Genomic DNA, 24,047 nt, shown 5'->3' on the forward strand with positions numbered 1-24,047 from the left:
TACTAAACAGGCGGCTATTTCATTGAAAAGGGGCTTAATATGTTATTTTCTCATATATTTAAAGTAGAAATCAAAAGACATTTTATGGTGTTTGCTATTCTTACGATCTTAAGCGGTATATTTAGTCTTCATTTTTTAATTAATAATCATCAACAATTAGCATTCTCTTATCTACTAATCAATATGGTTATAGGGATATTGATACCCATTTACATATTTATGGACTTTTACAATGAGTTTTTTATAGGAAAAATGACACTTAATCATATGCTACCACTCAAAACATCAAGTCTATTTTTTATTAAATCAATAGTATTTTTAATTGGAATTATGGTTGTATGGGGGGCAACTCTCATAGAGATTTTTCTTAATCCGCAAGGGTTATACTTAACGCGCATTGTGCAGTCAACTAGTCCTTCCGAAGGTATTTTATATTTATTTTGCTCAAAGTTTTTTGGAATGTTAAGTGGGCTTTCATTGATGGGGTTTGCAATCTCTTTAGCAAAATGGGTGAGTAAAAAGGTAGCGACAGGTCACCTATTGATTGCCTTTATTTTTATTGCAGTAATCGGCTTTCAATTTGCTTTAATAATAAAAGGGTCTTGGCATTGGAGCATTGGAACATCATCACTAGAATCTTTTAAACAGTACGCCAATATGCTTACAATAAGTACCTTTTCCAATCGACCAACCTTTCCCGACATTAAAGAAACAATTCATTGGGATTCAGTAGTAATGAATGTAATTGTTACAATAATTTCAGGAAGTTTTGCAGCTTTACTATTTAATTCAAAAAGGTACGAAATTTATGGTAAATAAATTGGTTTACATTCAGTGAGCCTTTATTTTAGCTCTAGGAGGCAAGGGGGTGATCGATATAAATACCATTGTAATCATAGAAAATCAATTGACTTGGCAAAATAAACTCAAAGTATGGATTGAGCCGGAAAAGGACATGTATGCATTTTTTTTTAGATCGTATACTGATTTTATTGAAAAAGGTATATTTGAGGATTAGCAACTATTAGTTTGTGATATAGAATTAATCAGTTTGGATGAGCTGGAGCCCATATACAGAAGAGATCGGCCAATAATAATAAGCATTTCAAACCATAAGTCTCCCAAAATAAAGCAGTTATTGAAACTTGGCATCTCCGGCATTGTGTATAAGACAGCTACATCGGCACAATTGATGCGGACCATTCGTAATGCTTTAGATGGATTGGCTACGTTACCAATGGAATTATTTCAAAGCTTACATACCATTCCAGAATATGATGATATATTAATCAGCCCTAAGGAACGCTCAATTCTAGAAGGGTTAGCACTAGGAAAAAGCAACAAAGAGCTAGCAGCCCTTTTATATGTTAGCCAGAGGACAGTCGAATATCATTTGACACATATATTTAGTAAATTCAATGTTCATACAAGAACTGAGGCCGTAATGGCAGCTAAGTCTAAAGGAATAATTCATATGTGAATACCTTTTTCTGAAGGCAGGAAAATGACTTTATTTCTATTTAAATATAAATATAGGTTTTTTGTAGTCATTTTTATGATCAGTCTCGCTAGTTTGCTCGATATTTATCTAGCCTTTATATTCAAAAGTTTAATAGACACCGCCACATCGCAGGGGGAAAAGCAGTTTATTGAAATTTCCTTAATTGCAATAGGCTTCATTATAATTAACTCTCTCGTAAAAATGTTTTCCAATTTATCGCAATCTTCTTATCTCTGTAAGACGGTGTTGCTTTTAAAAGAGATTGTTTTCCAACATATTCTATATAAAGACCATTCTCAGTTTACTTCAAACCATAGTGCAAAGTACATTTCGATCATGAATAATGATATTAAAATGATTGAGGATGATTACTTAAAAAATATATTTTCTTTGACCAGTACAGGAGTTTCGTTTTTGGCGGCTCTTTTTGCTATGTTTGTTTTGAGTCCTAATATTGTTGTTATATTACTTTTACTTACACTAATATCTATTTTAATTCCACGTATTTTTGAAAAAAAAATCCGAGCTGGAAAACGAAATATTGCAGATGCTTTAGAAAAATTTACGATAAAAATAAATGATGTTTTTTCTGGATTTGCTGTTATTAAAAGCTATGGAGTAGAGCAACATGTGGAGCAGCAATTTAGTTTGAATAATACTGTCGTTGAAAATAATAAGTATTTATTTTTTAAATTAAATGCTTATGTAAGCTCATTGAGCGATGTATTTGGCGGAGTAATGTTTATCTCTGTATTTCTTGTTGGCAGTTTTTTATCAATTCGAGGAGCTATCACACTAGGTACTATGATCGCTTGTGTACAGTTGACTAATAAAGTTGTCAATCCAGTATATATGAGTATTCAATATATAACTCAAATTAGGGCATTGCGTGATATTTCGGCTAAAATATTAGAAATTTTACACGAAGATCAGGATGGTAACCAATATATAAAAAAAACATCAATAGAACACTCTGTTCGTTTTACAAATGTGAGCTTTGGTTATGCCCGAAATCACCTAAATTTACATGATATTAACATGGTTTTGAATAAAGGGGGAAAATATGCCCTTGTAGGGCCTAGCGGGTCTGGAAAGTCTACTTTGCTTAAGCTCCTAATGAAACAATATGATGATTATGATGGAATTATTTATGTAGATGATTTGGATTTAAAGTTCATATCTGCTGAGGATTGGTGTCGGTTAGAATCGGTTGTGCAGCAAGACGTTTTTTTATTCGATAGCAGTATTAAAGAAAATATTACAATGTATCAATCGTTCCAAGATGAGATTCTTTCCAATGTGATAAGTGCCTCTGGGCTTAATAAACTTATCGATAAATTGCCTTATGGTTTGGACACACAGATTGGTGAAAAAGGAGGGAGGCTATCAGGGGGAGAAAAACAAAGAATTGCGATTGCCAGAACCTTAATTAGGCAAACACCGTTATTACTCCTTGATGAAGCAACTTCATCTTTGGATAGTGAAACGGTGAATGCCATTGAAGAGGTGATATTAGGTCTCGAAACTATTACATGTTTGGTAGTAACGCATCGTTTGTCTAAAGCTGCATTGCAGAAATATGATAAGATATTTGTTATGTCAGATGGAAGAGTAGTAGAAGAAGGTTCCTTTGATTATTTAATAGAGAATAAAGGTCATTTTTATCATTTATATAAATTTGTAAATGATTCTTCAATAAATCAGACACAACCTATATATACTTGATTTCACGATTTAACTATAGTTAGTTCTACACCCTTTTTTGATCTACCCCATCCATAAAAGTCGAACTACAGCCATACTCACAATACCGACAACGACGGTAGCCAGCAGGTTTTTGCTCCACAAGGCGGTCACTAGCGTTGGAAAGACAGCCATAAGCACTTGCCCATTAAAAGTGACGGAGGTCTCGGTTCGGACGAGTAGATTTTCCATCACGAGTGCAGTGAAAATACAAATAGGAATATAGGAAAGCCATTGTAGCACTGGCTTGGGTAGCGCCAGCCTTTGCAGCACGACAAAGGGAATGATCCTTGGGATCGCCGTGACAATCATGGCACCGATAATGATATACAGGACATGGGGATTAATGTTCATTTGTCGGTTAACACTCCAATCGTTGCGGTGATCATGGTCGCTACAATGACAGCAATATGTGACGGCACCCACCAGGACAAAGGGTACATCAGAACAGCCATACATAGCACAAGCAGCAGACGATGCTTGAGTTTGGAGGTATGGACACTTTGGAGCTGGGAAATGAGTAGGGCAAGAAACATCGCAGGCAAGGCAAAATCCAGACCAAAAACCTCCGGTCGGGAAATCCAGTTTCCGAGAATCCCTCCTGCCACACAGGATGCAATCCAGGCGAGATAAGCTGTAATATTAAGCCCGTTCATCCAACGGTCACTGACCTGTCCGCCTTTAGCCAATTTATCAGACGCTACCCCAAAGGATTCGTCCGTCAAAAGAACGCCGATACCTATGTTTTTCCATAGTGAATATTTAGAAAAGTAAGGAGCCAGCGACGCACTTAACAGCAGGTGGCGGGCATTTACAATGAATGTCGTTAAAATAATGACGGATGGAGGACTGGCTACAGCCAGCATTGAGCACATAATAAACTGGGAGGCTCCTGCATATACAAGCGCCGACATCAGGGCAATTTCCATGGTGCTAACCCCTGACGAAGCGCCCACAATCCCTGCCGCGAACCCAACGCATACATAACCAAGCAATGTAGGAATGCAATCTTTAACCCCTTGTAAAAAGCTGAGTGAATCGTGCTTGGTTCCGCTCAACTCCGAAGCTATGGACATTTTAACCTTACCCCCAGTGTATAAATTTTATAATAGTATATAACGGAAGTTATGAAGTATCAATATATTATACAATTGTATGTTATATTGAATAATCCTTAAAAAGCTGTTTGATTTACTATGACAACCCAAAGAAGACTATGTATTTACCAAAAAGCTTCGCTCGTGTTCCGGTTGCAGACGATTTGGCAGCAGCCAGCATCCAAAAGCGGTGTTCAAATCGGATGTGTTCATACAAGGACTGTTTTGACTGAATGGGGAGTTCGTAAAAAAAGGGTGTCCCAGTCAGTTCATGACTTATGGGACAACCCTAAGATGGTGACTTATATAAGCTCCTGCCGTTTTTTCAGATATCTGTAGAGAATAATTCCCGAGACCGCGCAGATGGCTGCGCATAGACCGATAACTCCATATCCCGCCTGGAGCCCGCGCAACATGCCAAGCTCAGTAGTTGCGCCGTAGACTATCTTGACCCCTTCGATTACCCAGCCGATCACATAGTTGCCAATGACACTACCTATACCCATCAGCGTGACGACGAACGTAATAGCTGTATCACTGTCCTTCGGATATCTCCGTGCTATGAACGCCATCACGGTCGGATAGATCATTGCAATGCCTGCACCCGATACGGCAAAGAGAAACGCCAGTCTCTCCCCACCCGCGATTGCTGCGAACGTACATATCGCTGAGAAGGCGGAGAATAGAATCGTCGAAAGCACAAACCCCATCCGGTCAGTGAGCGGACCAAGCAACAGGCGCCCCAACGAGAAGGTAAGAAAGAACGCTGAGAGCATGCTGGACGCCTTCACCGTACTCCATGAATACGCTTTCTCTAAGAAGTTGACTAGCCAGCCCCCAACTGCGAGCTCAGAGACTACCCCAAACGACAGGATCATTACCATCATCCAGAGTGCCGGATCGCGGGTTAGGGTCTTGAGTGAGGTCCGTTCCTCATGCTGCAGATCGTCTCCCGGGAAGGTACTGAGCAGCGCGGCCACAATCGGCAGCAGGCAGAGCGACAACATAGCCAGATACATCCCCCGCCAGTCCAGCGTATGTCCAAATACCGTCAGTGACATGACTCCCGTCGCCAGCAAAGGGGCGACTGTTGAGCTGAGCCCATAGAAAAAGTGGGACAAATTCATCATCGTGCCGGTATTTTTCACAAAAATCCTCGCCCCCAAAATGGCGAGCGCAATCTCCAGCATGCCGTTCCCAATATACATCAAGAAGTAGGACGAGGCGAAGAAAGGATACGTGTGCGACAGATAGATGAACACTCCCGAGATGATCATGGAAGCAAAGGAAATGATGCTGACCGCCTTGATTCCCCACTTACGGACAAGAACGGCGGTGAACGAGCAGGCAATCAAATAACCAAGTGCGTTTAGAGACAACAATGTTCCGAGCTGCTGTTCATCCAGATTGAAGTCGAATTGAATGCGTGGAATAGCAGGGCCTTTAATATTTTCCGAGATGCCAAATACAATAAAGCCAATAAAAATTGTCGCCAGCTGCATCGTGTACATGTAACGGGACTTGCGGGTTTGCGGATTCAAATTTAGTCCCTCCTAGATAGTCAACGTTGGTTTTCTCACCTGTTGGGTGTTCAGGGACGGAAAAGTCATAGGATAGCAGCCCTCCTTCAGGATATTACAATGGTTTTCAAAAACGTTTTAATAAGTGAAGTTTAAGGACATTTATATTCAATGTCAAATGTTTTTATTGGCATGTTGAAGTTAACGAGGAACCTGACCATATTACAGTAAATTATAGCATGCCTACTTCCCGTTTAAGCCTTGTATATACCTTGATAGGCTTCTATATATAGCGAACACACAGTCTTTTGTGTATTCTTCTTATATAGACTTTTGGATACAAGGAGGCATCGTCCGTGGATTCAATGCAGTATATTATTGGCTCTAATTTGGCTCAAATCAGGAAGACTAGAGGATTAAGTTTGGATAAGGTGGCTGAACTGACAGGGGTCAGCAAAGGGATGCTGGCTCAGATTGAGAAGGGGAAATCCAATCCTACGGTAACAACCCTTTGGAAAATTGCGAACGGTTTGCACGTATCCTTCTCCACCTTTCTTAAAGAAGACCCGCCGCAAATCACGAAGATTCGAAGGGAAGACCTGCATCCGGTTATTGATGAGGACGGTAACTATTTTGTTTACCCTGTATTCCCGTATCACGCGGAAAAGAAGTTTGAGGTGTTCACGGTAAGTCTGAAGCCAGGCTTTACACACCAGGCAGAGAAGCATCTGGGAGAGGAAACGATTCTCATGATCCGTGGGGAAATGTACTTTGAGATGCAGGGGCAACAGCTCAAGCTGAGTGCAGGGGATGCCGTGCAATTTCAAGTATCTGACATACATACCTACCGCAATGATTCGGATGAGGATGCCGATTTTTATGTATTGATTTATTATGCGGATTAGTGGGATGATTAGCATAGTCTAAAACAGGCTTCCACATCAGGATTTTGCAAAATCCTGAGATATAAAAGAGAGCAACGAGGAAAAGAGAGGAAAGAACCCATGGAAAGCAAGTACATCCGAGAAACCTACTGCTTTAAGACATCCCGAGTATTTCCCAACGATATCAACAATCATAACACGCTCTTCGGCGGCCGATTGATGTCGTATATCGACGATATCGCATCTATTGCAGCTGCTAAGCTGTGTCGTACGAACACAGTTACAGCCTCTACGGATTCGGTGGATTTTTTGCTACCTATCCATCCGAGTGATTCTGTCACGCTAGAAGCGTTCGTAACCTGGACAGGCCGTAGCTCGATGGAGGTGTTCGTAAAGGTAATTCGTGAAGGACTAATGACTGGCGACCGAAAAATCGCAGCCACCGCCTTCCTGACCTTTGTGGCATTGGACGAGAACAACCGTAAAGTGACCGTGCCGCAGGTGATTCCAGAAACAGAAGAGCAGTTACAATTGCACCAGACGGCTCCATCACGCGCAGCCATACGGCGTCAGCGGAGGGAAGAAAGCAAGCAGCTGGCTAGTTTTCTGACAACAGATTATCCGTGGGAACTGTAACGTACTAAAGATTATCAATTTCATCGTTTTACGTAAAAAGGAGCCGTTATTTCCGTTAGCAGTCACCATGATCTGCTCGGAATACGGCTCCTTTTGAAAATAACTTGGGCTATTCTACTTTAACTACACGGAAATGCTGATTTGTCCCACCATTATCGCCCCATTGAATGGCTTTGGCTCCATCGGCGGTGGCGCCTTCAGAAATATCGATCAGCTTGCCAGTTGCCCGATTTTTCAGCTTGTAATAACCACCGGTTACGGATACTAATTGCCAGTGCTGACTGGACCAGCCTCCGTCGCTCCACTGCTCAATAACTGTACCATCCGTTGTAGTACCGCTTTCAACACCAATTAGCTTTCCGCTGCTGCGGTTCACAATTTTATAATATCCGCTGCCTGCATCTTTGAGTTGCCATTGTTGGCTTGCTGTTCCCGCATCTGCACGCTGTTCCAGGTCTGCGCCGTCCGTCGTTGCATTGCCAATAATGCTTAGTGGCTTATTGCTCTTGCGATTCACTAGCTGATAATAGGCATCCGGATCAATGGCAATTGGGGTCGTTATCCCCTCGACCACACCACTGGCGGTGTCAATATTAATGCTGTCGAACCAATCCATAGCTAATGAAGTCGCTGTTGGAAAACGCAGTGGCAACCATACATATTGAGAATCCTGCACAGGACCGCTCCACGCACCCGCCCAACGGTCGCCCAAATACAGGTATGAAGTTGTCTGGGCACCTTCAACAGGAATCACGTAAGCCGACTGTGAACCATAAGTCGTACCGTCCCCAAAGTTTATCGTATTACTCCAGGTTCCTTCAATGCTGGATGCGGTAGCATACTTGGCCTGATTGGGATTCCAGCCGGTCGCCCCTGATGTAATCAGGAAGTAGACGTCTCCTTTTTTGAACATCGCTGGAGCTTCACGGTATTGTCCAGGCCAAAGTGTAGTCACCAGCGATTCAACTTGCAGAAAATCCGGTGTCAGACGATAAATGTTCAGATCCGCGTTTACCCGGGTAGCCGAAATAAGGTAAGCTGTACCGTTATCGTTGTATACGGTCATATCGCGCGAATCGTAATCCAGAGGACGGAAGCTACCCTGATATGTGTAATCGCCGTCCACCGTATCGGAGGAGGCGACAGCCACTCGGGCCTCGTTGTAATTAACCCCATTCTCCTTGTGCATCCATAATACGTATTTGCGTGTTTTTTCATTATAAATCACTTTCGGACGTTCAATATTCGAAACATTCAGCTCTACGGCGGAGCTGCTGGTCAGTACGTTTTTACGAAACTCCCAGTTTTTTAAATCAGAGGAACGGTAGGCGGATACCGCCTTGAACGTGCCGTTGGGATTACGATTTTCACCAAACCAATAATAGTAACCGTCTACTTTAATCATACCACCCCCATGGGCATGGACTACGTTTCCATCTGTATCTTTAAACTGAATGCCATTCACGACATTCGCTGAAGCGGCTGAAGCGATCTTAGGTGAAAACATCTGAAAAATGCTCAACGTCAGCAAAATAGAGAGCATAATACACAGCAAGCGGGCAAAATCATATTTCATTGTTTCGTCCTCCTCTGTATGCTTTATTTTAAAGCGCTTTCATTAATGGACTCTATAAAGTAGTTTTAATAGAGCTACTTATCCCAATTGTATCCATATTGAATTGAAAGTGCTAGAGTAGTATATTGACCATGTACACGGCACACGCCATCCATATCTAACAGACTTCCATCGAACGGTGAGTGTTACAAACTGGCTGATATTCATTAGGTATATAGGAGGCGACCATGAAAATATACGCGATTGATACGAGCAAGCCGGAAGCTGAGGAGCATTACGAATTACTGGTACCTCGGGTTTCACTAGAAAAGCAGCACAAGTTAGATCGTTTTTTACATCGGGAAGATGCTTTGAGGGGCTTATATGCCGATGTACTGCTAAGATGGTTGGCCTGTCGGCAATTGAAGGTATCGAATGCCAGTCTTCAATTTACATACAATGCATTCGGTAAGCCTTCCTTAATAAATGCACCTGCATTCCATTTTAATGTTTCTCACTCGGGAAAATGGGTGGTATGCGCTATTGATGATCACCCGCTTGGAATCGACATTGAGCAGCTCCGTCCTATTGATTTTGAGGTAGGTAGGGTGTGCTTTTCGGACACAGAGTATGATGCGTTAATGCGTCAGGATGCAGACAGCCGCTTATCCTATTTTTACGATCTATGGACGCTTAAGGAAAGCTTTGTGAAGGCCGAGGGGCAGGGACTAACCCTACCGTTGAAGTCTTTTTCATTTGAGCTAAAGGCACAACCATTCATAGGCTTCACGACAGAGGGCTTTACCACCGAGTATTATCATTTTAAGCAGTATGAGCTGGATCAGGATTATAAAATGGCTGTCTGTGCAGCTCATGACCAATTTGCCGAGCAGGTGCAGCAGATAGATATAAATACACTACGCTTGGAAGTGGCAACACAGGCGTAATATGAAGTGGGTATGCGTATAGTTGAAAAAAGGAGATGAGTGGCGTTGACATTCGTTTTGTTCAAGCACGGCCGGTTGTATGGGGAGTGGGCTTCCAAAGGAGACTCCATCGTTGTACAGCAGGGTCGGATACAGGCCGTCGGATATGCTCGGGAGCTTGAATTGCAGTTGTCCGGTAAGGAATATGAAACCGTGGATTGGGAAGATGCCTATGTACTGCCAGGCTTAACCGATTCACATATGCATTTATCTATGCATGGTATGAAGTTATCTATGCTCGATTTAACATCAGCTACCTCCAAGGGCGAGATGCTGGCTATGCTACGCAAACGGGTCGCTGTAACACCGCCGGGAGAGTGGATTTTAGGACTTAACTGGAACGAAAATGCTTTTATTCCTGTTGAAATTCCGGATATATCCGAGCTGGATGCCATTACAGATCAGCATCCGGTATATCTCACTCGTACGTGCTTTCATACGTTTTTGGCCAATTCAGAGGCATTTCGACGTGCGGGTATTAACGAGGACACCCCTGACCCGGCTTCGGGGGCCTATGGACGAGACGCAGATGGACGGTTGAACGGATTGGTTTATGAGGAAGCCTCCTTTGCCTTTACTAGCGTGCAGCCAGAACCGGATTATTCGGTTAAGAAGGATACGATTCGGCGGGCTTCTATGGATGCGTTAAGGCTTGGTTTGACTGCTGCGCACACAGAGGATTTACGTTTTTTGGGCAGCGTGGAGACGATGCAGCGAATTTACAGGGAGCTGAGAGAAGAAGGCCTTCCTTTTCGCACACACCAGCTCATCTATCATCCATTTTTGGAAGAAGCGAAAGTGCAAGGGCTGCGTGCAGGTACCGGAAATGAGTGGTTTAAAATCGGTGCGATAAAAATGTTTGCCGATGGCGCTATTGGTGGAAGAACGGCATTATTGTCTGAACCCTATAGTGATGCTCCGCATACCTGCGGAATGGCGATCCAACCGCAGCCGGAGCTGAATCAGATGGTGGCTGCTGTCAGAGCCGCAGGCTATCCCGTGGCTGTGCATGCCATAGGAGATGGGGCGGCGCACATGATTTTGACAGCGATGGAGGCCCATGCGCTCACGGAGGAAAGCGGTTTGCCAGATCGTCTGATCCACGGACAGGTGCTTAGGGGTGATTTGGTCAAGAGAATGGCGAAGCTGCCGCTGATCGCGGACATCCAGCCCCGTTTTGTCGCAAGTGACTTCCCTTGGGTACTGGATCGGGTGGGGAAAGAACGGACTGAATATTTATATGCCTGGAAAAAGCTACTGGAAGCAGGCATTCCATGTGCTGGAGGTAGTGACGCGCCGATTGAGCCGTTAAACCCTTTTCTTGGTATTCATGCGGCAGTGACTCGCGCCAAGCCGGAAGAAATGCATGAGGGCTATCTTCCCGCTGAAAAGCTGGATGTACATGAAGCCATTCGTTTGTTTACCACGGGAAGCGCAGTAGCAGCTGGTGAGGCTGATGAAAGAGGGACGATAGCTGAAGGGAAAGCCGCTGACTTTACAGTCATTGACCGTGATGTATCGGAAAGCCCGCAAGCTTTACTTGATGTTAAGGTACGAATGACAGTTGTAAACGGGAAAGTTGCATATCGGTCATAGGCTGGTGCTAAGTATGTATGCCAAAAGCCTTCAACTTCACTTTTCATGTGAGGTTGAAGGCTTTGTATTTTATAAACCACGCTGTATAAATCGGTCAGCGTTTTTTACACTGGACCACAGATCAGAGCTGGCTCCGCCCGCATACCAGTAGGCGAAGCCAGCAAACCCAGCATCCTGTCCCAAGCGATACTTACGAGTGAAGGATCGTCCTTCCTCGAGCCACAGCTTATGAAGCTGCGTGTCTTTGTAAGACACGGTATACTGCTGAATATCCTCATTCCAGATTGGTTGGGAGACGGAACGGGATATGAGCTGGTTTTGCTGATCTAGTGAAATATCAGAGGAAGCGATTGATTGCCCGCTAGCGTTAAGCGTCCAGTTCCGTGTAAATAATGGCAACGCCAAGATCGCTTTCTCCGGATAGGTGGTTTGTACAAAACGCCGCACGCTTTCACGAAGCCATGGCAGTGAGGACACAGAGCCGGGGATCGAGCTACCTCCCCAATGCTCGTCATATCCCATCAGGATCAGATAGTCTGCCGCAGCGCCAAGCTGTTTATAATCAAAGGCGGCAGTCCAGTCCGTTCCGTAATCAGGAGATACACAAATCGCCAGTACCGTATTCTGACTCTTCAACTTAGCTTTTAATTGTTGGACGAACAATGTTAAATGGGCACGATCCTGACCATCTACATTTTCAAAATCAATGACAAGTCCGTTCAAACCGTATACAGATACAGCATTAGCAAGCTGACTTATGGTTGTATTTCGTAGAACCTCACTGGACAAAATTTGGTGCGTCAGTGCCAGGTTGGAACGGTTGCCTACCATCGCCCAGATATTTTTATGATGCTGTTTGGCCCAGGTGAGCAGCGATGAATTGGTATAATCGCTGATAATACCTGTTTCATTCAGAAAAAACCAACGTGGTGACAGGGTGTTGATGTTGGATTGGAGCACCGTATTTTCAAACTGCTGAATGGTTTGATCATATTGCCAGCCAATTCGGATGGAAGAAGCGGTGGAAGCAGTTTGGTTAGCATGTTTTGTTGAATACGTTAGCAGTCGCTCCAGTAAGACCGCTGTTTCTTCACGAGTCAGAGAGGATGCAGGACGAAAATAGTTACTTTCACCTTTCATAAAGCCGTAACGATTTACGGTGATTACCGCATCAAGAGCCCAATCTGCAATTTCGCCAGTATCTGTAAAGGAGGAAGTAGCATCTCCTGATCCGCCCGAAGAGCGGATGAGACGTGCGATCATCAAAGCCGCTTCTTGACGGGTTATAGGACTATTAGGTTGGAATGTGGCAGACGTTCCCCCCTGAACGATATTGAGCTGCGAAGCCGCTTCAATCCATCCATAGTACCACGTCTTTTTGGCAACATCTCGGTAGGAGGGAACGGGTGCTTGTACAGGCTCCAGACCGAGTGTACGGTCCAGTGCGGTAACCCATTCGGCTCTGGTAACAGCCTTTTTAGGAGAGAAGTAACCAGGTCGTGTACCGTTCAAAATTCCTTTAGCGTGCAGGGAAATAATAGACTGATAGGCATAGCTGTGTGCAGTATCTTGGAACGTAGCGCCGGATGCTGCTGCTGGAGCAGCTAAGTATGAAGAGAATGTTGTGAATATTGTGATGGCTGCCGTTGCTGATAGGGTAAGCTTGGCTAACCAACGTGATCGTTTGGAACTCATACCAAATAACCTTCTTTTTTATGATAGATTGTAGATTCATAGTTCGTTACTCGACGAATAATACTATCAAAAAGAGGAAAGTTATTCATTGCTAAATTGCTGGAAAAATACCAAAAAACCCGCTACCTATGCGGCAACGGGTCTGATATTGGATAAACTATGCCTTTTTGGCATACATAATACCGATAGTCTGTGGACCACAATGACTGGAAATAACACAGCCTGCTGTAGTTAGCAGTACCTCATGTGCGTTCGTTTCTTCTTTCAAGCGAGCTTGCAGCATCAGCGCATCTTCCTCGGCCAAAGCGTGCACGACAATAATGATATCGTTATCCATCTGATCTCGTTGATTCAGAGCGTTTTGCAGCATCTGATCCAGTGCTTTTTCACGTTTGCCGCGGACTTTGTAGGCTGGCGTCATTTTTCCGTCAATTACTTTGATCACCGGACGAATTTTGAGAAGACTGCCGATCAGATTTTGCATGCCTGAGCATCTTCCGCCTTTATACAGGTATTCAAGTGTATCAATGACAAATTCCGTATCTATTAGCGGCCTGGTTTTCGTCAACATGTCTACAATCTGCTCTATCGTATTGCCGTTGGTTGCCGCACGAGCAGCTTTCATCACAAGCAGGCCAAAGCCGCACGACAAATTCAAGGAATCAAAAACCGTAATGCGGCCTTCCGGAAATTCGGAGGCAGCGAGTAGCGCATTCTGGTACGTTGATGATAGCTCGGAAGACAGACTGATATATAAAATGTCGTCCCCTTGTTCTATGTAGGGCGTAAAGGCTTGAATAAAATCCGACGGAGAAGGTGCGGCGGTACGTGGTAAATGTCCCTCGCGACTTACACGTTGAAATAATTGTTCCGGATGAATGTTCACCCCATCCTGCAATGCTTCATCACCAAATACCGTATACAAAGGTACAATGCTAATCTCGTACTGTTGCCGCCAGTGAGTTGGAATATCACTGGTACTGTCGGCAAAAATTTTAATTTTGTTCATACATTGAATCCTCTCTGTGTGATGCAGAAAAATTATAAAGATTGCACGGAGGAAGGATAGATATCCGCTGTGCTATTCGGAACGGAAAGACCGATGGCAAGAAGTGCAATAAAGCCTACAATAATAAGTGCATTAATGATTAAGCCTGTAATAGCAAAGGTCTTCTTACGGTTTTTTAACGCAATTCCAATGATACCAACGACAAGTCCGCTACAATTCAGCAACAGGCTGCCTAAAAAAATAAAAGGAAGCAATACCGTTCCGGTTTGCTGCAGAGCGATTTCCGGGTTCATCGTCTGGTATTGGCCGAAATGAGCCAGTAGATTAATAACCATAATAGCCAGAATAGTATATCCGATCAGACTGACAAGCGACATAATAAAAGAAGCAATTCCGGGACCAGAATGTTTGAGCTTGACCGGAGGCTGGAACACAGGAGATTCTGAAAAAACAGGGTGCTCCTCAGACGCAGCAGGCTTTTGCAAATTAGGATCTTGGTTACTCATTTTTTCCACTCCTTGAACATAGTCCGAACAGGTACTAATTTTCCACAAAATAAACAAAAAAGCAAGCCACCCTACACATTACCCTTCAAAAGACAGGGCCTAATCATCCAATTCTGTATGCGGTCTGTTCACACACGCTGGCTGGTAAACTTCATACGGTTTCGATAAAATAAGAAGAACATTCGGCTAAAAGGATGAGATGAAAAGGAGTACACAAACATGCAACGAAAATGGATATTTACGGGATCTATAATGATGATGTTGGCGGTAGCCATTGGAGCGTTCGGGGCACATATTGTGAAAGCCCGGATCGACGCGGATGCTTTGGCCGTATATGAAACAGGTGTGAAATATCATATGATTCACGCTGTCGGTTTGCTGATCATTGCGTTGGCTGCTGGACAGTGGGGGCCTTCCAACCGTCTAAGATGGGCAGCTCGTCTGTTATTGACGGGTATCATTTTGTTTTCTGGTAGCTTGTATGTGCTAAGTCTGACCGGAATCCGTGTGCTGGGGGCTATCACCCCTCTAGGAGGCGTGTGTTTTATAGCAGGATGGATATTGCTGGCATGGGCTGCCATGGGTCTGAAGAAAGAGGATTAAAGTTCTTTTCGGATAATACAAAAAAAAGAGAATGGACAAGAAAGACATCATGTTTTTCCTGACCGTTCTCTTTTTTCATGCTTCGTTTTTTGGTGAAGTATTTACATTTACGATGTGATTTCATCGATCTCATTCATTTTAAAGGAGTACACTTGTTTCTCATCTACATGATACACACTCAGCAGGCTATTATCATGGTCCAGATTGAGGATGCGGCAAGGAATGCTGCGTTGTCCACCATAGCGGTTTACGATTAACCGTACAAGCGTATTATCATGTATATAGCGTTTGATCCATTCATACGTACTAAGGTCTTGTTGTGTTGCAGGCTTTGGCTGTACGTGGGATTGTTTGATCTCTTGAACGACTGGCGGCTTGTTCGTAATTGCGGCTGATTTCTTTTTAGAGAATTTTTCCGCGAGCGTAGCGGCTGCATCAGATGGGCTATTCACGGCTGACTGTTTTTTTAGGTACAGTGCAGCTTCAATTAAATTGCCAAGTTCGATACCGGATTGAATCCGGCTATCCGCAATGTGTTCGTTTTGGCTCAAGAGATTAAGCAGGAACTGAAGGGCCTCTACATTCGAACGGCCTTTAACTAATACATCTACATTAAATAAATAACTGGTTTCGTCTTGATTTGATTCCTTTTTCATACATCCTCCAGCCCAAGCCATGGGTAATTAGTCTTTTATGGTACCTATCAATATATCATTAAAATGTAATCTATCATAGTGCCTAAGGCCCTGTTGTTGGATATTAACAAAAATAAAATCTATATAAAGCTCTATGTGTAAAATTTTAATGGAGTACACTGGAATTGTACATTTTTTGCATGTGTATACGAATGAGAAAAGTATGTGAGCATCGGATATAGAAAAGCAAAGACAGAGTTACATATACAGAGAATAAAGGAGGTAGTGGGTGAAATCAAGTAGTTTAAATTTTAAATATATTACAGTGGAAAAACATAACGGATAAGTATTATTCATCCATAGGAAAAGTAAAATCCCCCTTAACGAAAGGGGGACGGGGCATATAAAAAACATAATATATTATAGTAAGTGAAATTAAAGCGAATTTTATTTTTGATCAAAAGGGGATCCGTTGTGATCGAATAAGGTAGTCATGTTCGACTGCCCAATTCACAAGACCACTCCAGAAATCTTCACAGGCTGAAATGATCTTCGCTGGTTCAGCTAAATCTCCGGACATAACCAACTTAACTACATGATCGAATCCTTCTGGACGACTCGGCAGTTCCAGGGCCTCCGGTAGAACCATTGAACCCGTTGAGAAAAGCTTCTGATTATGCAACCCAACTAACATAGCCCCATATTGAGCAAACTGCATTACCAAGTACGGCAAGTAGGTAAGAGGACCATGTACACGGATATTTCTAAGCTTTCCTATAAACTCGTACATTTCACCTACAAGCACTTCGTTGATGGCATGCCTGAAATCTTCCTTTGTGGGGGATTCGGCAGCTTCCTTTAATATAGAAAAAAAGTCTTCAGGATCATACAGACGAAGTGGGGAAAAGAAGGGGCCATGTGTCAACGGCCATTCGCCCTCAACAGTAGAGGCAATTTTAAGAAGAACGTCTGAACTACAGACGTTCACCTCCGCTTTCCAGGGTCCCGCTGACCATTCATGGCTAAATTCTACGGGGCCGTTTGATTCACTTAGTACACAAAACATTTCAATGTCCGAGAAAGGGCCGTCAGTACCTTTGGCAACAGATCCATAGACCCCTATAGCCAGAATTTTGTCTCTATATACTTCATGTAACCTCGCAGCTATATCGTGGCAAGTCTGAAGTCTCTCACTTCGAGAAATGTTGACAGGTCCATTCATGTTCATTAGTATCCTCCTCTGTTTTATTAGGGTGAGTTGAAACTAAAACATGGATGGAGGAGCTCGGGCTTAACGGGGGACATTTTTTCGATTCATTCGAATTCCTCCCAAGCGATTTTGTTATGGGGATTGTACCCAAACGGGTTTATTTTAGCAAGCATGTTGCCTTTTCTATCTTGCTTACGGCTATGATAGGGCGGTTATAGGGTGAATCCATAGCTGAAAATTGTTGCTGGAGAGCTGTGGAAAATAGCGGCAAGTTTAATGCATATATTTTATGAGTAAAGCGATGATCTGAAGAAGTTATTTTTTAAGGGAACTAGAAAAATTATGGTCAATAATTTTCTTTTCTCGAATCAATCTTCGTAAACCCAATACTTGTGCCCTACGCTATAGCACTTGGATGGGACTAGCCCAGAAAGAAACAGATGAAAACGGGACAGGCTGATCTTCTCATAGCTGAACTAGGCATAGAGGAATGAGTCATATGTTCAGACCTCGAGGGCAACAAAAACTCAAGGTCTTTTTTATATGGATCGAGTGAGAGAAAAAATGCAGATTAGGAGTCTTAGAAGCAAGACAAACAAAAGCCAGACCTAAAAGGAGGGGAACGCGTGGAGCTGACAGACGATCATTCAATTATTGAAGCTGTACTAAAAGGCAATAAACAAGCGTACGCGGGCATTGTCCGGCGCTATCAGAATAAGCTTTACGGATTGTTCCGCAAGATGGGGTCTTCCGAAGCGGATGCTCAGGATCTGACTCAGGAGACACTACTTAAAGCCTATCGTAAACTGGGAGCGCATAACCCGACGCAGAGTTTTGCCGGTTGGATGTATACAATTGCTGTCAATTTGCAGAAGGACCGTGGACGCCGAAAAGATCCAAAGTCTCTGACACAGGAAGATACATATGAACGTGAAACACCTGAATCGAAGTTGCTGCAAAAGGAACTGCGTTTCGAATTGGATTGCTTGTTAGAGACGCTGCCCGAGCATTATCGACTTGTGTTGATTCTGCGCTACACCAACCAACTGAGTCACAAGGAGATCGCTGGTATTACTGGCATGTCGGTTCGGCAGGTTAACAACGCCGTCCACCGTGCTAAAATCAGTCTGCGCAAAACCGTAGAAGCCAAGGAGGGGCAACGTTATGAGAGTCTGGGATCGTACAACAACGAAAAAAGCCAATCTTGAAACAGAGGACGGCAAATCGACGATAGAAGACAGAAACTGGGAAATTTTGTTGTTTCACGAAAGGCTATCTAATGAGTTTACCGACCAGGTGATGCTGGCGCTGGAAGGAATCGAGATCGAACCAGCTGACAGAGCCGACGCGAGCGATCATGATGTATCCAGATACTCTCCGAGCGAGCAACCAGCGGAAACGGAGGCACAGATCTTGACGGGACCGACTGAATACAGGAATCGGCAACAGAACGCAGCCGCGTACGATGACACGTCCATCGTCGCCCAGGTGAAACATTACCGCGCTGCCAGACGCACTTCACAGTTTAAAGTATGGAGTTTGGTGGTCGCCGTCGTTGTATTTGTGGTTAGCACACTGCTGTATACGCAGCCGACTCTTGCAGATATGGTGAGGTCGCTGTTTGCGAAAGACAGCTATGTGGATAATGGCATGAAGAAGGTCCGTGAAGCAGGACTGGTACAGATTTCGGGTGCCAGTGCTAAAGATCAGGGTTACACTCTGAAAGTCAACGAACTTATCGCCGATTCGACTAGAATGATTATCGGAATCGAAGTTTTCGATGTCGAAGGAAATGCTGTAACCGGGGATTTTAGTATTCAAGATGTCGATTTCAGCCTCTTTGATAACCAGAGAGGTGATGTTGGCGCTGTTCCTTTTGAAGTAAGCACAGGGGGCAACGAGAATATTAGTAGGATTGAGTTCGACTTTATGCGGCCGGTACTGACCGACAAGCTGCAGCTTAGTGCACATATCCGTGAATTGAGGCTGTATGCGGACAAACTTAATGTGGAAGCTCCTATTAAAACGGTAAAAGGAGATTGGAGACTGGATGTGGAGGCAGATCTAACCAAAGCCAAAGCGCAAACGTTGCTGACTCCGATTGATAAAACGTATGAGACGCCAAGCGGCTTACGTATTCACATGCAGGGAGCTACCCGGACGCCGAGCGGCGGATCATTGGAATATACTACAGAGTTGACCCCAGAAGCCGCAGACCGAGCGCTGAACGGACAAAGCGGGTTCCACGAGCTTAAGTATCATCTGGAAGATGCACACGGGAAATGGCTTGGGGATAACAGAGACCCTGAATTCGGACGTCGATCTGGATTGGACCGTTGGAGTGGCAAGACGCACTGGTTCTACCAGTTTAATGATTTTGCCTATGATAAGCAGCAAATTCGATTCGTATTGGACGGCTATATAATTCGAGAGAGAAGCGAGGCGTCGGTCGTGCTCGACCCGGCTCAAACTTCAGCTGTGCATCCCGTTAAATTCGAAGACTCGGGTGATGCTTATCTGTTCAAGGGGCTCAAACTTCGTTCCAACAGTTCTAATTCGGGCAAAATGTATGCGACCATTCCGATAGGCGGTATCTTCAGTAGTCCTAACTTCACGCAAGACATTTGGGTTGCCGTTGACGAAAATAATAAGGAGTATTCGATGTTTTTTGGCGGAGGCTACACAACAGATCGTTCAGGTGTAATCGAGCTGCAGGAGGATGCCGGATATTTCGTTGATGGGCTAAATCAAATGCCGAAACAGCTCACGCTAAAACGAAAGGTCGTCAACCATTTGTACAAGGATGCCGATTGGTCGTTTGTCATACCGCAAACGGGAACGAACGGCGTCATCCTGAAATAAGCAAGCGGGTATGTATCGAGGTTGATGGATGAGAAGCGTTTTTGGTATGCTCCCTTGGTGCAAAGTAGCTATGACAAGAAAGAGCCTGAATCATACCCTGTAACCAAGGAATTTATAACAGAGGGCCGAATGGGCCCTCTGTTTCCTACGGTCTAAGTGACTGGTCCAATTTACTGATTCGCCATTCAGCGAGGGTTTAATTTCACTTGTGAGCCCTTGCCGCCCGTCTGGATTCCAGTATCCTTCACTCCGGCTTCCTTCAAATCGATTAGTAGCCGCTCTAGTACCGCTTTGGCGACAGGCGCTTCTTTTGCACCAGACGCTTTAACGACCAGCTGCACCGGTTTGCCGGAACGCAGATGTTTGTCTGCCTGACGCAGCTTCGTGTCGTAATCATGTTCCTCAATATGAGCAGTGAAGCGAAGCTCCTTGATCTTTTCTTTGCCGCTGTTTTTTGCGGCTCGGCCGACATTTTTGCTTGCTGCGGCTTCTTTTTGCGCCAGCGCTTTTCCTTTACCCTTCGCGACCAAGCTACAGGGTGGTGGACTGCTCATCAATGAGGTGCAGACCAGGTCCACCCCTTTGGATCGGGCCATAGCCAAGGCTTCTGACTTGGATACAACGCCGAGCTTCTCCCCTGCGAGTCCAGTGAGTACCACTTCGTCAGCTTTAATTTGCTCGTTGATTAATACCGCCACGTAAATGAAGCCTCCCTTAAACAATGATAAAGCTATCATATACGGAACCTGTTTGCGATTCAATTTTAGATTTATCTGTATTGACAAAAGTCACTAAGCCCTATAATCTTTTACTGATAATGATTATCATTTTCCAATGCAATATACATACAGGGGTGATTGAGAGAAATGAAAAAGATGTTGAATAGCCTATTATTATTTGTAGTTTTTACTATTGTATTGGCGGGCTGCGGTGCGGCTGGGGATAGCTCGAAGACGGAAGGTACTGCAGGGTCTGAGCAGACATCCACAACGGCTGGTCCGGTTACGGTTAAGGATGACCATGGGGAAGTCAAGCTGGACAAGCCAGCGGAACGTGTAGTTGTACTCGAATGGACGTTTACCGAGGACCTCATTGCACTTGGCGTACAGCCTGTCGGTAATGCGGACAATGAAAACTACAAGCTGTGGGTAACACCGGAGGCGAAGCTGGCTGATACCGTAACTGATATCGGCACACGGGGCGAACCGAATCTAGAAGCGATTGCGGCGCTTAAGCCGGATCTTATTATCTCCAACGCCGATAACAATGCAGCGATCTATGCACAGCTTAAGGGGATAGCACCGACAATAGAATTCGATCCTTACAAGGGGAACGGCTATGATTACGACCGTATGGTCGAAATTTTCAAGCAAGTCGCTGTGGCTACCGGAAAAACGGAACAGGCTGATAAGGTCCTAAGCGAACTTGACCAGCACTATGTAGAGGCAAAGGCAACATTGGAGAAAGCGGGCAAAGCAGACTTTCACTATGCGCTAACACAGGCCTTCACAGCTCAAAATGCTGCCAGTCTGCGAATGTTCAAGGAAAATTCGGTTGTAGTGGGAACGCTCGCGAAAATCGGCATGGTGAACGACTGGAAGTCGGACAAGACCGAGAAATACGGGTTTAGCACCGTTGGTATTGAAGCTCTTCCTGCTGTACAGGATAGTAATTTTATCTACATTACGCAAAAGACGGACGATGTATTTGGAGCCGCAATGAAGAACAACTCCGTATGGAACGGACTAAACTTTGTCAAAGAAAAACGAACCTATCCACTGGACGGTACAACATGGACGTTCGGCGGCCCGATCTCATCTAAAGTACTCGTTGATCAGGTAGTCGGAGCTCTGACGAAATGACCCGTACAGGCACAAGGGGGTTATCGAAAACTTGGCGTGTAGGAAGCATCTTTGGGGGCGGATTGATCGTCCTCATCGTGCTTTTTTTTGTAAGCTTGTGTTATGGAGAGGCTTCAATCCCGCTGCATACAGTAATTGAGGCGTTGACCCAGCGTCAGAATACGCTTGAACATAACATGGTGTGGGATCTACGAATGCCGCGTACGGTCATCGGAATCCTGGCTGGTGGTGCGCTTGCCATCGCTGGTGCTTTGCTTCAGGCCATCACCAAAAATCCGCTGGCGGCTTCTGATACACTAGGAATTAACGCTGGTGCCTACTTTGTGGTTGTCCTTGGCGCGGTGATGTTTCCCGGACTGCTGCATCAGGCGCCGTTTCTATTTGCCGCTGTCGGCGGCCTGCTGGCAGCGGTACTCGCTTACTTCATGGGCGGGGGACGAGCGGGAAGTCCGATTCGGTTGGCGCTTGCCGGCTTGATTGTATCCATGGTTCTCGGTTCGTTTACCGGAGCTTTGCATATCTTTTATTCATTTGAAACGCAGGGACTGTTTCTCTGGGGTTCTGGCTCGCTTGTGCAAAACGACTGGAGCGGGACGACTTACGCCTGGCCCTGGGTCGTAGGACTCTCGGTCATTGCCTTTCTGCTGTCAAGACAATTTGATGTCCTGGATCTGGATGAGTCCACATCCACGTCACTTGGACAAAAGGTTAGTTTGACCCGGGCGGTGGGTATTGTATTAGCTGTCCTGCTGTCGACCATTACAGTTAGCGTCATTGGACCTATTGGTTTTGTGGGTTTGGTAGCTCCACATTTGGTGCGCTTAAGCGGCCTAAAAATGCATCGCTGGGTGCTGCCTGGTTCCTTTCTGTGGGGAGCATTACTGTTGACAGGCGCTGACGTGCTGGCGAAGATGGTCCACCAATCAAGCATGGATCTGCCGACCGGAGCAATGATGGCCTTGATTGGGGCTCCTTGGCTAATTTGGTTGATTCTGTGGAAGATGAAGCTGCCTTCTGGTATTAATGGACAATCTTCAATGAACATAGGTGTGCGCTCTCGGAAATTACCCTATGGCAGGCTGGTCACGTTGCTTGGGTGCGGTGCCGTGCTGTTGACCGTATTCAGCCTGATGTTTGGAGGGATGCGAATTCCGGTTGGCGATTTGCTATCTGGCCTATTTGGCGGTGAGAACGCAAATTCGGCCCTGCTGCAGTTTAGAATTCCGCGCACGCTGGTGGCAGCCGGGGCTGGTATCGCGCTTGCGGTCAGCGGTGTCTTGATCCAATTAGCCGTTCGTAATCCCTTAGCGGATGCCTCGATCATTGGTGTTTCTTCAGGGGCTGGCTTTGGCGCGCTTGCAGTGATTATCGTTTGGCCTGGGCTGCCTGTTTATATGCTGCCTATCGCGGCGATTGCCGGAGCGACGGTGTCGGCGGCGGTGATCTTCTTTTTATCATGGAACAATCACCTAAACCCGTCTGTGGTCATCCTACTTGGGATTGCTGTATCAGCGATCGGAGCAGCTGGCATTCAGATACTGATTATCCAAGGTTCGCTTTGGGGCAGCACAGGCTATATTTGGCTGACGGGTAGTACCTACGCTCGAAACTGGGGGCAGGTGGCGACGATTTTGGCTTTTCTGCTCGTGTTGTTGCCAATAGCCTGGTGGCTAGCTCGCCGCTTCGATCTTTTGGTGTTTGACGACAGCAGCGCTATGGGACTGGGACTTCCGGTGCGCCGCACCCGGTTGCTGGCGATGGCAGTGGGGGTGCTGCTGGCGGGCGGAGCGGTAGCCTGTGTAGGTACAGTTGGCTTCATCGGGCTGATTGCTCCGCATATCGTGCGTACGTTGATTGGGCACCATGTACGTCGCTCTATCGTTCTGTCTAGCATCTTGGGAGCGGTAATGCTGGTGCTGGCTGATACGATTGGACGGACAGTGCTTGCGCCGACTGAAATTCCTTCCGGATTACTGATCGCACTGATCGGTGCACCGTATTTCCTGTACTTGATGTATCGCTCCAATAAGAGTAAGTCAGTGTAGTTGAATATGTACTTGAACAGGCTGTTTCCCAACGGATTTCCCGTGGGAAAGCAGCCTTTATTATTTATTTTTCTACGTAATCATTGGACTTTATATTTACAA

The 24,047-nt window shown here is 45.0% G+C and carries 23 protein-coding genes; 13 read left to right on the plus strand and 10 right to left on the minus strand.

The features are described from left to right. Positions 1–39 precede the first annotated feature (39 nt). The 4 genes from MLD56_RS07935 to MLD56_RS07950 are packed head-to-tail and all read left to right on the plus strand — an operon-like array spanning position 40 to position 3,226. Positions 40–819: a hypothetical protein gene (locus MLD56_RS07935; protein ID WP_029516540.1), complete on the plus strand. Its 780-nt coding sequence runs from the start codon at positions 40–42 to the stop codon at positions 817–819. Between the two features lie 49 nt (positions 820–868). After that, positions 869–1,018, plus strand: a complete 150-nt coding sequence (locus tag MLD56_RS07940; RefSeq protein ID WP_161626989.1) for a hypothetical protein — start codon at positions 869–871, stop codon at positions 1,016–1,018. Positions 1,019–1,051: 33 nt separating this feature from the next. Next, positions 1,052–1,480 (plus strand): response regulator transcription factor, encoded by a 429-nt coding sequence (locus tag MLD56_RS07945; protein WP_049816938.1) that lies wholly within the window; start codon positions 1,052–1,054, stop codon positions 1,478–1,480. 24 nt (positions 1,481–1,504) lie between these two features. Beyond that, a complete protein-coding gene (locus MLD56_RS07950; RefSeq protein WP_049816939.1) occupies positions 1,505–3,226 on the plus strand; it encodes an ABC transporter ATP-binding protein in 1,722 nt (573 codons plus the stop codon). A gap of 42 nt (positions 3,227–3,268) precedes the next feature. Here MLD56_RS07950 and MLD56_RS07955 read toward each other — a convergent pair whose 3' ends face one another. The 3 genes from MLD56_RS07955 to MLD56_RS07965 all read right to left on the minus strand — a co-directional run bounded on the left by MLD56_RS07955 (position 3,269) and on the right by MLD56_RS07965 (position 5,882). Then, entirely contained in the window at positions 3,269–3,598 is a 330-nt protein-coding gene (locus MLD56_RS07955) for an AzlD domain-containing protein (RefSeq protein WP_029516541.1), read from the minus strand. Continuing rightward, a complete protein-coding gene (locus MLD56_RS07960) occupies positions 3,595–4,320 on the minus strand; it encodes an AzlC family ABC transporter permease (protein ID WP_029516542.1) in 726 nt (241 codons plus the stop codon). Before MLD56_RS07960 ends, MLD56_RS07955 begins: the two co-directional genes overlap by 4 nt. Positions 4,321–4,643: 323 nt before the next feature. Continuing rightward, a complete protein-coding gene (locus MLD56_RS07965) occupies positions 4,644–5,882 on the minus strand; it encodes an MFS transporter (protein WP_029516543.1) in 1,239 nt (412 codons plus the stop codon). Between the two features lie 335 nt (positions 5,883–6,217). Between MLD56_RS07965 and MLD56_RS07970 the strand changes: the two genes are divergently transcribed. Both MLD56_RS07970 and MLD56_RS07975 read left to right on the plus strand, forming a co-directional pair. Next, positions 6,218–6,766, plus strand: a complete 549-nt coding sequence (locus MLD56_RS07970; protein WP_029516544.1) for a helix-turn-helix domain-containing protein — start codon at positions 6,218–6,220, stop codon at positions 6,764–6,766. Positions 6,767–6,865: 99 nt separating this feature from the next. Continuing rightward, positions 6,866–7,381, plus strand: a complete 516-nt coding sequence (locus MLD56_RS07975; RefSeq protein WP_013309488.1) for an acyl-CoA thioesterase — start codon at positions 6,866–6,868, stop codon at positions 7,379–7,381. 109 nt (positions 7,382–7,490) lie between these two features. Here MLD56_RS07975 and MLD56_RS07980 read toward each other — a convergent pair whose 3' ends face one another. Continuing rightward, positions 7,491–8,957, minus strand: coding sequence for an RICIN domain-containing protein (locus MLD56_RS07980; RefSeq protein WP_029516545.1), 1,467 nt, complete (start codon positions 8,955–8,957; stop codon positions 7,491–7,493). A 227-nt stretch (positions 8,958–9,184) separates the two neighbouring features. Here MLD56_RS07980 and MLD56_RS07985 point away from each other — a divergent pair, with 227 nt between their 5' ends. Next, positions 9,185–9,883 (plus strand): 4'-phosphopantetheinyl transferase family protein, encoded by a 699-nt coding sequence (locus MLD56_RS07985; RefSeq protein ID WP_029516546.1) that lies wholly within the window; start codon positions 9,185–9,187, stop codon positions 9,881–9,883. 45 nt (positions 9,884–9,928) lie between these two features. After that, positions 9,929–11,518, plus strand: coding sequence for an amidohydrolase (locus MLD56_RS07990; protein ID WP_029516547.1), 1,590 nt, complete (start codon positions 9,929–9,931; stop codon positions 11,516–11,518). A gap of 69 nt (positions 11,519–11,587) precedes the next feature. On the opposite strand, the gene MLD56_RS07995 is transcribed toward MLD56_RS07990, so the two are convergent. The 3 genes from MLD56_RS07995 to MLD56_RS08005 all read right to left on the minus strand — a co-directional run bounded on the left by MLD56_RS07995 (position 11,588) and on the right by MLD56_RS08005 (position 14,728). Then, positions 11,588–13,213, minus strand: a complete 1,626-nt coding sequence (locus tag MLD56_RS07995; protein WP_029516548.1) for an S-layer homology domain-containing protein — start codon at positions 13,211–13,213, stop codon at positions 11,588–11,590. Positions 13,214–13,370: 157 nt separating this feature from the next. Next, positions 13,371–14,222, minus strand: a complete 852-nt coding sequence (locus MLD56_RS08000) for a DegV family protein (RefSeq protein WP_029516549.1) — start codon at positions 14,220–14,222, stop codon at positions 13,371–13,373. Positions 14,223–14,254: 32 nt separating this feature from the next. Beyond that, a complete protein-coding gene (locus tag MLD56_RS08005; protein ID WP_029516550.1) occupies positions 14,255–14,728 on the minus strand; it encodes a hypothetical protein in 474 nt (157 codons plus the stop codon). 219 nt (positions 14,729–14,947) lie between these two features. On the opposite strand from MLD56_RS08005, the gene MLD56_RS08010 reads away from it, so the two are divergent. Then, positions 14,948–15,331 (plus strand): DUF423 domain-containing protein, encoded by a 384-nt coding sequence (locus MLD56_RS08010; RefSeq protein WP_029516551.1) that lies wholly within the window; start codon positions 14,948–14,950, stop codon positions 15,329–15,331. A gap of 107 nt (positions 15,332–15,438) precedes the next feature. Here the strand turns inward: MLD56_RS08010 and MLD56_RS08015 are convergent, their stop codons facing one another. Together MLD56_RS08015 and MLD56_RS08020 are read right to left on the minus strand one after the other, a co-directional pair. Next, a complete protein-coding gene (locus tag MLD56_RS08015) occupies positions 15,439–15,987 on the minus strand; it encodes a hypothetical protein (RefSeq protein WP_029516552.1) in 549 nt (182 codons plus the stop codon). A gap of 436 nt (positions 15,988–16,423) precedes the next feature. Then, positions 16,424–17,194 (minus strand): ANT(4')-I family aminoglycoside nucleotidyltransferase, encoded by a 771-nt coding sequence (locus MLD56_RS08020; RefSeq protein ID WP_029516553.1) that lies wholly within the window; start codon positions 17,192–17,194, stop codon positions 16,424–16,426. Between the two features lie 608 nt (positions 17,195–17,802). Between MLD56_RS08020 and MLD56_RS08025 the strand changes: the two genes are divergently transcribed. Together MLD56_RS08025 and MLD56_RS08030 are read left to right on the plus strand one after the other, a co-directional pair. Beyond that, positions 17,803–18,384, plus strand: coding sequence for an RNA polymerase sigma factor (locus MLD56_RS08025; RefSeq protein ID WP_238794812.1), 582 nt, complete (start codon positions 17,803–17,805; stop codon positions 18,382–18,384). Continuing rightward, the gene (locus tag MLD56_RS08030; protein WP_029516554.1) at positions 18,341–20,038 is read left to right on the plus strand and encodes a DUF4179 domain-containing protein; all 1,698 of its coding nucleotides are present in this window, start codon (positions 18,341–18,343) and stop codon (positions 20,036–20,038) included. Before MLD56_RS08025 ends, MLD56_RS08030 begins: the two co-directional genes overlap by 44 nt. 185 nt (positions 20,039–20,223) lie before the next feature. Here MLD56_RS08030 and infC read toward each other — a convergent pair whose 3' ends face one another. Next, entirely contained in the window at positions 20,224–20,736 is a 513-nt protein-coding gene (infC, locus tag MLD56_RS08035) for a translation initiation factor IF-3 (protein WP_029516555.1), read from the minus strand. A 168-nt stretch (positions 20,737–20,904) separates the two neighbouring features. Between infC and MLD56_RS08040 the strand changes: the two genes are divergently transcribed. Together MLD56_RS08040 and MLD56_RS08045 are read left to right on the plus strand one after the other, a co-directional pair. Then, on the plus strand, positions 20,905–21,900 hold the full coding sequence (locus MLD56_RS08040; RefSeq protein ID WP_029516556.1) for an ABC transporter substrate-binding protein: 996 nt from the start codon (positions 20,905–20,907) through the stop codon (positions 21,898–21,900). Further along, positions 21,897–23,945, plus strand: coding sequence for an iron ABC transporter permease (locus tag MLD56_RS08045; protein WP_029516557.1), 2,049 nt, complete (start codon positions 21,897–21,899; stop codon positions 23,943–23,945). The genes MLD56_RS08040 and MLD56_RS08045 overlap by 4 nt, the downstream gene beginning before the upstream one ends. The last annotated feature ends 102 nt before the right edge of the window (positions 23,946–24,047 follow it).

The organism is Paenibacillus peoriae (assembly GCF_022531965.1).
Taxonomy (GTDB): domain Bacteria; phylum Bacillota; class Bacilli; order Paenibacillales; family Paenibacillaceae; genus Paenibacillus; species Paenibacillus polymyxa_D.

Coding starts and splice junctions, on each gene's coding strand:
- MLD56_RS08020 (WP_029516553.1), bottom strand. CDS start 17,194: ATGAACATGAATGGACCTGTCAACATTTCTCGAAGTGAGAGACTTCAG.
- MLD56_RS07980 (WP_029516545.1), bottom strand. CDS start 8,957: ATGAAATATGATTTTGCCCGCTTGCTGTGTATTATGCTCTCTATTTTG.
- MLD56_RS07950 (WP_049816939.1), top strand. CDS start 1,505: ATGACTTTATTTCTATTTAAATATAAATATAGGTTTTTTGTAGTCATT.
- MLD56_RS07985 (WP_029516546.1), top strand. CDS start 9,185: ATGAAAATATACGCGATTGATACGAGCAAGCCGGAAGCTGAGGAGCAT.
- MLD56_RS08015 (WP_029516552.1), bottom strand. CDS start 15,987: ATGAAAAAGGAATCAAATCAAGACGAAACCAGTTATTTATTTAATGTA.
- MLD56_RS08030 (WP_029516554.1), top strand. CDS start 18,341: ATGAGAGTCTGGGATCGTACAACAACGAAAAAAGCCAATCTTGAAACA.
- MLD56_RS07955 (WP_029516541.1), bottom strand. CDS start 3,598: ATGAACATTAATCCCCATGTCCTGTATATCATTATCGGTGCCATGATT.
- MLD56_RS08005 (WP_029516550.1), bottom strand. CDS start 14,728: ATGAGTAACCAAGATCCTAATTTGCAAAAGCCTGCTGCGTCTGAGGAG.
- MLD56_RS07975 (WP_013309488.1), top strand. CDS start 6,866: ATGGAAAGCAAGTACATCCGAGAAACCTACTGCTTTAAGACATCCCGA.
- MLD56_RS07960 (WP_029516542.1), bottom strand. CDS start 4,320: ATGTCCATAGCTTCGGAGTTGAGCGGAACCAAGCACGATTCACTCAGC.
- MLD56_RS07935 (WP_029516540.1), top strand. CDS start 40: ATGTTATTTTCTCATATATTTAAAGTAGAAATCAAAAGACATTTTATG.
- MLD56_RS08010 (WP_029516551.1), top strand. CDS start 14,948: ATGCAACGAAAATGGATATTTACGGGATCTATAATGATGATGTTGGCG.
- MLD56_RS08040 (WP_029516556.1), top strand. CDS start 20,905: ATGAAAAAGATGTTGAATAGCCTATTATTATTTGTAGTTTTTACTATT.
- MLD56_RS08045 (WP_029516557.1), top strand. CDS start 21,897: ATGACCCGTACAGGCACAAGGGGGTTATCGAAAACTTGGCGTGTAGGA.
- MLD56_RS08000 (WP_029516549.1), bottom strand. CDS start 14,222: ATGAACAAAATTAAAATTTTTGCCGACAGTACCAGTGATATTCCAACT.
- MLD56_RS07995 (WP_029516548.1), bottom strand. CDS start 13,213: ATGAGTTCCAAACGATCACGTTGGTTAGCCAAGCTTACCCTATCAGCA.